Origin of the sequence: Pseudomonas sp. 478 (assembly GCF_003254125.1) — a bacterium.
Taxonomy (GTDB): Bacteria; Pseudomonadota; Gammaproteobacteria; order Pseudomonadales; family Pseudomonadaceae; genus Aquipseudomonas.
In genome coordinates, this window is the sequence record NZ_QKZG01000021.1 from 63,068 (window position 1) to 69,475 (window position 6,408).

A 6,408-nucleotide genomic window follows, 5' to 3' on the forward strand; every position below is an offset into this window, starting at 1 on the left:
CCGGTGAGTTGTGCTTATTGGCGTTAGAACGGCCGGACGACGACCAGAATTACAATGGCCAGCAATATCAGAACCGGCACTTCATTGAACCAGCGATAAAAGACATGACTGCGGGTGTTCTCGCCACGGGCAAAACGTTTCACCTGGGCGCCGCACATGTGGTGGTAGCCGATGAGGATCACCACCAGGGTCAACTTCGCGTGAATCCAGGCACCTTGACTAAATATGCTGGGGTTCAAGGCGATCAGTGCGATGCCGAAAATCAGGGTGGCGATCATCGCCGGGCCCATGATGCCGCGGTAGAGTTTGCGCTCCATGATGCTGAAACGTTCTTTGCTGACGGTGTCTTCGCTTTGGGCGTGATAAACGAACAGGCGCGGCAGGTAGAACAGGCCGGCGAACCAGCAGACCATGCTGACGATGTGAAGCGCTTTGAGCCACAGATAAAGCATTTTTAGTTATTCCCAGGTTCACGGTAGCGAAGATAGTAGAGGGTAGAGCGCCCGCACGTCACCTTGGCGGTTGTCGTAGAGCCGCGCGGCCCCTATTATCGACGGCTTTCCAGTGGGTTCGTTGAGGGCAGGTTTATGGTCAAGGTCGGTATCGTCGGCGGCACGGGTTACACCGGTGTCGAACTGCTGCGTCTGTTGGCGCAGCATCCGCAAGCAGAAGTGGTCGTCATCACTTCCCGATCCGAGGCCGGTCTGGCCGTGGCTGATATGTATCCGAACCTGCGCGGTCATTACGATGGCCTGGCGTTCAGCGTTCCAGACATCAAGACGCTGGGCGCTTGCGACGTGGTGTTCTTCGCCACGCCTCACGGTGTTGCCCATGCGCTGGCTGGCGAACTGTTGGCGGCCGGGACCAAAGTCATCGACCTGTCGGCGGACTTCCGTCTGCAAGACGCCGATGAGTGGGCCAAGTGGTACGGTCAGCCGCACGGCGCGCCAGAACTGCTGGAGGAGGCGGTTTACGGCTTGCCGGAAGTCAATCGCGAGCAGATCAAGCAGGCTCGCCTGATCGCCGTTCCGGGTTGCTACCCGACTGCTACGCAATTGGGTTTCCTGCCATTGCTTGAAGCAGGTCTGGCCGATACCACCCGCCTGATTGCTGACTGCAAATCCGGCGTCAGTGGTGCCGGTCGTGGCGCGTCTGTAGGTTCGCTGTACTCCGAGACGTCGGAAAGCATGAAGGCTTACGCCGTCAAAGGTCACCGTCACTTGCCGGAAATCCGCCAGGGTCTGCGTCGTGCAGCGGGCAAGGACGTCGGTCTGACATTCGTTCCGCACCTGACGCCAATGATTCGAGGCATCCACTCGACGCTCTACGCGACCGTCGTGGATCGCTCGGTGGATCTGCAGGCACTGTTTGAAAAGCGTTATGCCAACGAACCGTTCGTCGATGTCATGCCGGCCGGCAGCCATCCAGAAACCCGCAGCGTGCGCGGTGCCAACGTTTGCCGTATTGCGGTGCATCGTCCGCAGGATGGTGACCTGGTGGTGGTGTTGTCGGTGATCGACAACCTGGTCAAAGGTGCGTCGGGTCAGGCGGTGCAGAACATGAACATCCTGTTCGGGCTGGATGAGCGCCTGGGCTTGTCTCACGCTGGCATGTTGCCGTAAGGCTTTAGCCCGCTCAGCAAAAAGGCCCGTCTGACGGGCCTTTTTGCATTCCGGGCTTACGATTGGGTTGATTGATATACCGTAACAATAGTTGACCGATTTTCTAGGAGAAGCGGATAATGCGCGTCATCACGCATTATGGCGGCGTAACGCCGGGAGATAGTTAGCATGAGCGTCGAATCCTTCACCCCCACGGCTTTGCAATTCACCCACGGTGCCGCACACAAGGTGAAGAGCCTGGTCGATGAAGAGGGGAATGATCGCTTGAAGCTGCGCGTATTCGTTACGGGCGGCGGTTGTTCAGGTTTTCAGTACGGCTTCACCTTCGATGAGGAAGTGGCCGATGACGACACCATTGTCGAGCGCGAAGGGGTGAGTCTGGTCGTTGATCCGATGAGCTTCCAGTACCTGGCAGGTGCCGAGGTGGATTATCAGGAAGGTCTGGAAGGTTCACGCTTCGTAATCAAGAATCCGAACGCCAGCACCACGTGTGGCTGTGGCTCTTCGTTCTCGATCTGATCGCAATCACCGCATCACCAAGCGCCGCATGGCCTCAGGGCTCTGCGGCGTTTTGCTGTGTGCAGATCAAGCGGGGTAGATGGCGCCGAGTACGCGCAGGCCGCTTGCGCCGGTGACGCTCGGGCGATTGGCAGCGATGCCTTCAAGGCAGCAATGGGCCAGCCAGGCGAAGGCCATGGCTTCGACCCAGTCCGGGTCTACACCGTAAGCCGAGGTGCTGCTGACCTTGGTGTTCGGCAGCAAGCTGGCCAAGCGGTTCATCAGCGTGGCGTTGTGGGCGCCGCCACCGCAGACCAACAGTTCCCGGGTATCTGATTGGGCGTTCTGCAATGACTCGATAATGGTCAGTGCGGTCAGCTCAAGCAGTGTTGCTTGCACATCTTCGGCGGCGAAAGTCGGCAGTTTCGATAGATGTTGTGTCAGCCATGGCAGGTTGAACACTTCACGGCCGGTACTTTTGGGGCCTTTGGTCATGAAAAATGGATCACTGAGCAGCTCGTTCAGCAGAGCCGGTTCGACCTTGCCGCTGGCAGCCCATTGGCCATCGCGATCAAAGTTGTCGCCGCGTTGCTGGTGAATCCAGGCATCCAGCAGAACATTGCCCGGGCCACAGTCGAAACCGGCTACCGGTTTGCCGGGCTCGATCAGGCTGAGGTTGCTGAATCCGCCAACGTTCAATACCGCGCGATTGCCTGCGCGTTCTTCAAACAACGCTTCGTGAAAGGCTGGAACCAGCGGGGCGCCTTGTCCGCCAGCCGCCACATCGCGGCTGCGAAAGTCGCTGACCACGGTGATGCCGGTCAACTCGGTCAGAAGGGCAGGGTTGCCAATCTGCACGGTGAAGCCGCGCGCCGGTTCGTGGCGAATGGTCTGGCCGTGGCTGCCAATTGCGCGAATGGCTTCGGGTTTCAGTTTTTGTTGGTCGAGGAGGGTGTGAATACCCTGTGCCGCCAGTTTCACCCAGTTCTGCTGGGCGATGGCGGAGCGGGCAATCTCGTCCGGGCCGCTGGCGCACAAGCCAAGCAGCTCGGTGCGCAGTGAGTCAGGCATGGGAATGTAGTGCGTGGCGATCAGTTTGATCGCCGGGGCCAGTTCAACCAGCGCTATGTCCAGGCCATCGAGGCTGGTCCCGGACATCACACCTATATAGAGCGTCATGGCTTAGCGCTTGCTCGAAGCCAGTTGCGTGGATTTCTCTTGATCCATGCGCGCCATCAGCGGTTGGCTCTGCGCGAGGAAACGTGCGCGCTCGGCTTTGGAGATCGGATCGGCCATCGCCACTTTCTGGCCTAGTGGGTCGACGTGCACGCCATTGACCTGGAACTCGTAATGCAAATGCGGTCCCGTGGAGAGTCCGGTGGTGCCGATGTAGCCGATCACCTGGCCTTGCTTGACGCTACTGCCAGTCTGCACGCCTTTGGCAAAGCCCTGCATGTGGCCGTACAGCGTACGGTAGGTATTGCCGTGCTGGATAATGACGGTGTTGCCGTAGCCGCCACGGCGACCGGCCAGCAACACTTTGCCATCACCGGCTGCCTTGATTGGAGTGCCACGCGGGGCTGCATAGTCGACGCCTTTGTGAGCACGGATCTTGTTCAGGATCGGGTGCTTGCGGCCCATCGAGAATTTCGAGCTGATGCGGGCGAAGTCCACCGGGGTACGGATAAACGCCTTGCGCATGCTGTTGCCGTCAGCGGTGTAGTAGCTGCTGTTACCTTGTTTATTGGTGTAGCGCACGGCGGTGTAGGTCTTGCCGCGGTTAGTGAAGCGAGCGGAAAGGATCGGGCCATTGCCGACAGCCTTGCCGTTGACGACTTTCTGTTCGTAGATGACATCGAACTCGTCACCCTGGCGAATATCCTGGGCGAAGTCGACGTCATAGCCAAACACACTGGCCATGTCCATGGTCAGGCTGTGGGACAAACCGGCGCGTGCAGCGGACTGCGATAGCGAGCTGTTGATCACGCCATGAACATAGGCCGAACGCACGGTCGGCTTTGCGGTGATGCGGTTGAATGCATAGCCCTTGTCATTCTTGGTCAAGGAGATGCTTTCGACGTCGCTGACCTTGCTGTGAAGGTTGGTCAGTTGGCCATTGGGGTTCAGTTCGAATTCGAGTTTCTGGCCATGTTTGAGTTGGCTGAACTGCTTGGCCTGCTTGTCACTGGCCAGCACTTCATGCACCGAAGCTGCTGGAAGGCCGACTTTTTCAAACAGGGTGGAGAGGGTATCGCCTTTAGAAACGATTACTTCCCTGTGGTTTGGAGACTTTTTTTCTTCGATCACTGGCGCCGGCGCGGGCGCGGCCTGTGCGGTTTCCTGGGGTTCTTCGGCGCTGTTTTCGATCTGCGCAAAAGGGGAAGCTGCTGGCTCATTTGTGGCCTGGACGGCCTCGGCAGCGTCTTGATCTTGTGTCAGTTGTTCAGCAGGGCTTTCCAGTTCAAGACTCAGGGTCGTCTTTTTGGCTTCAACATCACTGGAAGGAAATACCAGAAGCGCCAGGCTCAGAAGGGCGGCGATGCCACTTGCTGCGAGCAGGTGGGTCTTCGGGTAAAGCGGCGGCGCTTTAGACGATTCTTTGGTCATAGGTAATTTTTGACTTTGAAAAAGATGAATTGGAAAAGATGAATGACATGATGAAGATGAAATAACTGTATAAAATATAACCAAATCATCCCTGAAGCAAGTCCGCGAACGCTGAGTCTGTGGATTGGTGTCCGTGCGCCGGGCAAAACTTGTATTTGACGCGCGATCTTGTATGGTTGGTTCCCTTTGAATTCGAGCCTTGCGGGTCTGTTATGAAGTCGGTTGAAGAGCAGCTAGCGCTGATTAAACGTGGTGCGGAAGAACTGTTGGTCGAGTCCGAGCTGATCGAAAAGCTCAAGCGTGGTCAGCCGCTACGTATTAAGGCAGGCTTCGATCCGACCGCGCCGGATTTGCACCTGGGTCATACCGTGCTTATTAATAAGCTGCGCCAGTTCCAGGAGCTGGGGCATCAGGTGATCTTCCTTATAGGTGACTTCACCGGGATGATCGGCGATCCGAGCGGTAAGAGTGCTACGCGTCCTCCTCTTACCCGCGAGCAGGTTCTCGAGAATGCCGAGACCTACAAGACCCAGGTTTTCAAGATTCTTGATCCGGCGAAAACCGAAGTTGCGTTCAACTCCACCTGGTTGGATCAGATGGGGCCGGCCGACTTCATTCGCCTGACTTCTCAGTACACCGTGGCTCGCATGCTCGAGCGCGACGACTTCGACAAGCGCTACACCACCAATCAACCGATCGCCATTCATGAATTCCTCTATCCGCTGGTTCAGGGTTATGACTCGGTTGCTTTGCGCGCGGATGTCGAGCTGGGTGGTACTGATCAGAAGTTCAACCTGTTGATGGGGCGTGAACTGCAGCGTGGATATGGTCAAGAGGCTCAGTGCATTCTGACCATGCCGCTGCTCGAAGGTCTGGATGGCGTGAAAAAGATGTCCAAGTCCTTGGGCAACTACGTGGGTATTCAGGAAGCGCCGGGTGTGATGTACGGCAAACTGGTTTCCATTCCGGATGCGCTGATGTGGCGCTACTTCGAATTGCTCAGTTTCCGCTCCATGGATGAGATCAATGCATTCCGTGCCGATGTCGAAGCGGGTGCCAATCCGCGTGATATCAAGATCAAGCTGGCTGAAGAGATCGTTGCGCGTTTCCATGGTGAAGAGGCGGCGGCCAACGCGCACCGTGGGGCGGGTAACCGTATGAAGGAGGGCGAGCTGCCGGACGATCTGCCAGAGATCGAATTGACTGCTGCTGAAGACATGCCGATTGCTGCTGTTCTTAATAAGGCAGGTCTGGTCAAGAACTCGGCTGTCGCGCGGGACCTTCTGGGTTCTGGTGGTGTGCGTATAGATGGTGAGGTGGTCGATCGCACCTTTATATACGCACTGGGCGCGACCCATGTCTGCCAGGCTGGGAAGAAGGCATTTGCGCGTATTACGCTCAAATCCGAGTAAAGCTCGAATTAGGGGTTGACGGCAGATTCTGGAAGTCTATAATTCGCCCCACTTCCGGCGCAGTCGAGACGGAAAACTCCTTGGTAAACAATGAGTTATGCAGTTTTCGACAGCGAGTTGCTTCAGGTCATCGAAGCTCAGAAGGAGTTGATCAGGCAGTCTGTTTTTGCCTAATTGACGATTCGATCTTCTCGGTCGACAGCGGTGTAAAAGAGGTGTTGACAGCAGCGAGTAACGCTGTAGAATTCGCCTCCCGCTAACGAGAGATC

General features: G+C 56.9%; 6 protein-coding genes. 3 read left to right on the forward strand and 3 right to left on the reverse strand.

The features are described from left to right. Window positions 1-23 precede the first annotated feature (23 nt). Window positions 24-452, reverse strand: coding sequence for a protoporphyrinogen oxidase HemJ (gene hemJ, locus DFS28_RS29410; RefSeq protein ID WP_008147249.1), 429 nt, complete (start codon window positions 450-452; stop codon window positions 24-26). Window positions 453-587: 135 nt separating this feature from the next. Here hemJ and argC point away from each other — a divergent pair, with 135 nt between their 5' ends. Continuing rightward, window positions 588-1,622 (forward strand): N-acetyl-gamma-glutamyl-phosphate reductase, encoded by a 1,035-nt coding sequence (gene argC / locus DFS28_RS29415; protein WP_008147251.1) that lies wholly within the window; start codon window positions 588-590, stop codon window positions 1,620-1,622. A gap of 168 nt (window positions 1,623-1,790) precedes the next feature. Beyond that, window positions 1,791-2,141, forward strand: coding sequence for an iron-sulfur cluster insertion protein ErpA (erpA, locus tag DFS28_RS29420; RefSeq protein ID WP_007947969.1), 351 nt, complete (start codon window positions 1,791-1,793; stop codon window positions 2,139-2,141). 66 nt (window positions 2,142-2,207) lie between these two features. Here the strand turns inward: erpA and DFS28_RS29425 are convergent, their stop codons facing one another. Both DFS28_RS29425 and DFS28_RS29430 read right to left on the reverse strand, forming a co-directional pair. Further along, on the reverse strand, window positions 2,208-3,299 hold the full coding sequence (locus DFS28_RS29425; protein WP_111452572.1) for an anhydro-N-acetylmuramic acid kinase: 1,092 nt from the start codon (window positions 3,297-3,299) through the stop codon (window positions 2,208-2,210). Window positions 3,300-3,302: 3 nt separating this feature from the next. After that, window positions 3,303-4,727, reverse strand: coding sequence for a peptidoglycan DD-metalloendopeptidase family protein (locus DFS28_RS29430; RefSeq protein ID WP_111452573.1), 1,425 nt, complete (start codon window positions 4,725-4,727; stop codon window positions 3,303-3,305). A gap of 212 nt (window positions 4,728-4,939) precedes the next feature. Here DFS28_RS29430 and tyrS point away from each other — a divergent pair, with 212 nt between their 5' ends. Beyond that, window positions 4,940-6,139 carry a tyrosine--tRNA ligase gene (tyrS, locus tag DFS28_RS29440; protein WP_111452574.1) on the forward strand — a complete coding sequence of 400 codons (1,200 nt, stop codon included), beginning with the start codon at window positions 4,940-4,942 and terminating at the stop codon, window positions 6,137-6,139. Window positions 6,140-6,408: the final 269 nt, after the last annotated feature.

Coding starts and splice junctions, on each gene's coding strand:
- hemJ (WP_008147249.1), bottom strand. CDS start 452: ATGCTTTATCTGTGGCTCAAAGCGCTTCACATCGTCAGCATGGTCTGC.
- argC (WP_008147251.1), top strand. CDS start 588: ATGGTCAAGGTCGGTATCGTCGGCGGCACGGGTTACACCGGTGTCGAA.
- erpA (WP_007947969.1), top strand. CDS start 1,791: ATGAGCGTCGAATCCTTCACCCCCACGGCTTTGCAATTCACCCACGGT.
- DFS28_RS29425 (WP_111452572.1), bottom strand. CDS start 3,299: ATGACGCTCTATATAGGTGTGATGTCCGGGACCAGCCTCGATGGCCTG.
- DFS28_RS29430 (WP_111452573.1), bottom strand. CDS start 4,727: ATGACCAAAGAATCGTCTAAAGCGCCGCCGCTTTACCCGAAGACCCAC.
- tyrS (WP_111452574.1), top strand. CDS start 4,940: ATGAAGTCGGTTGAAGAGCAGCTAGCGCTGATTAAACGTGGTGCGGAA.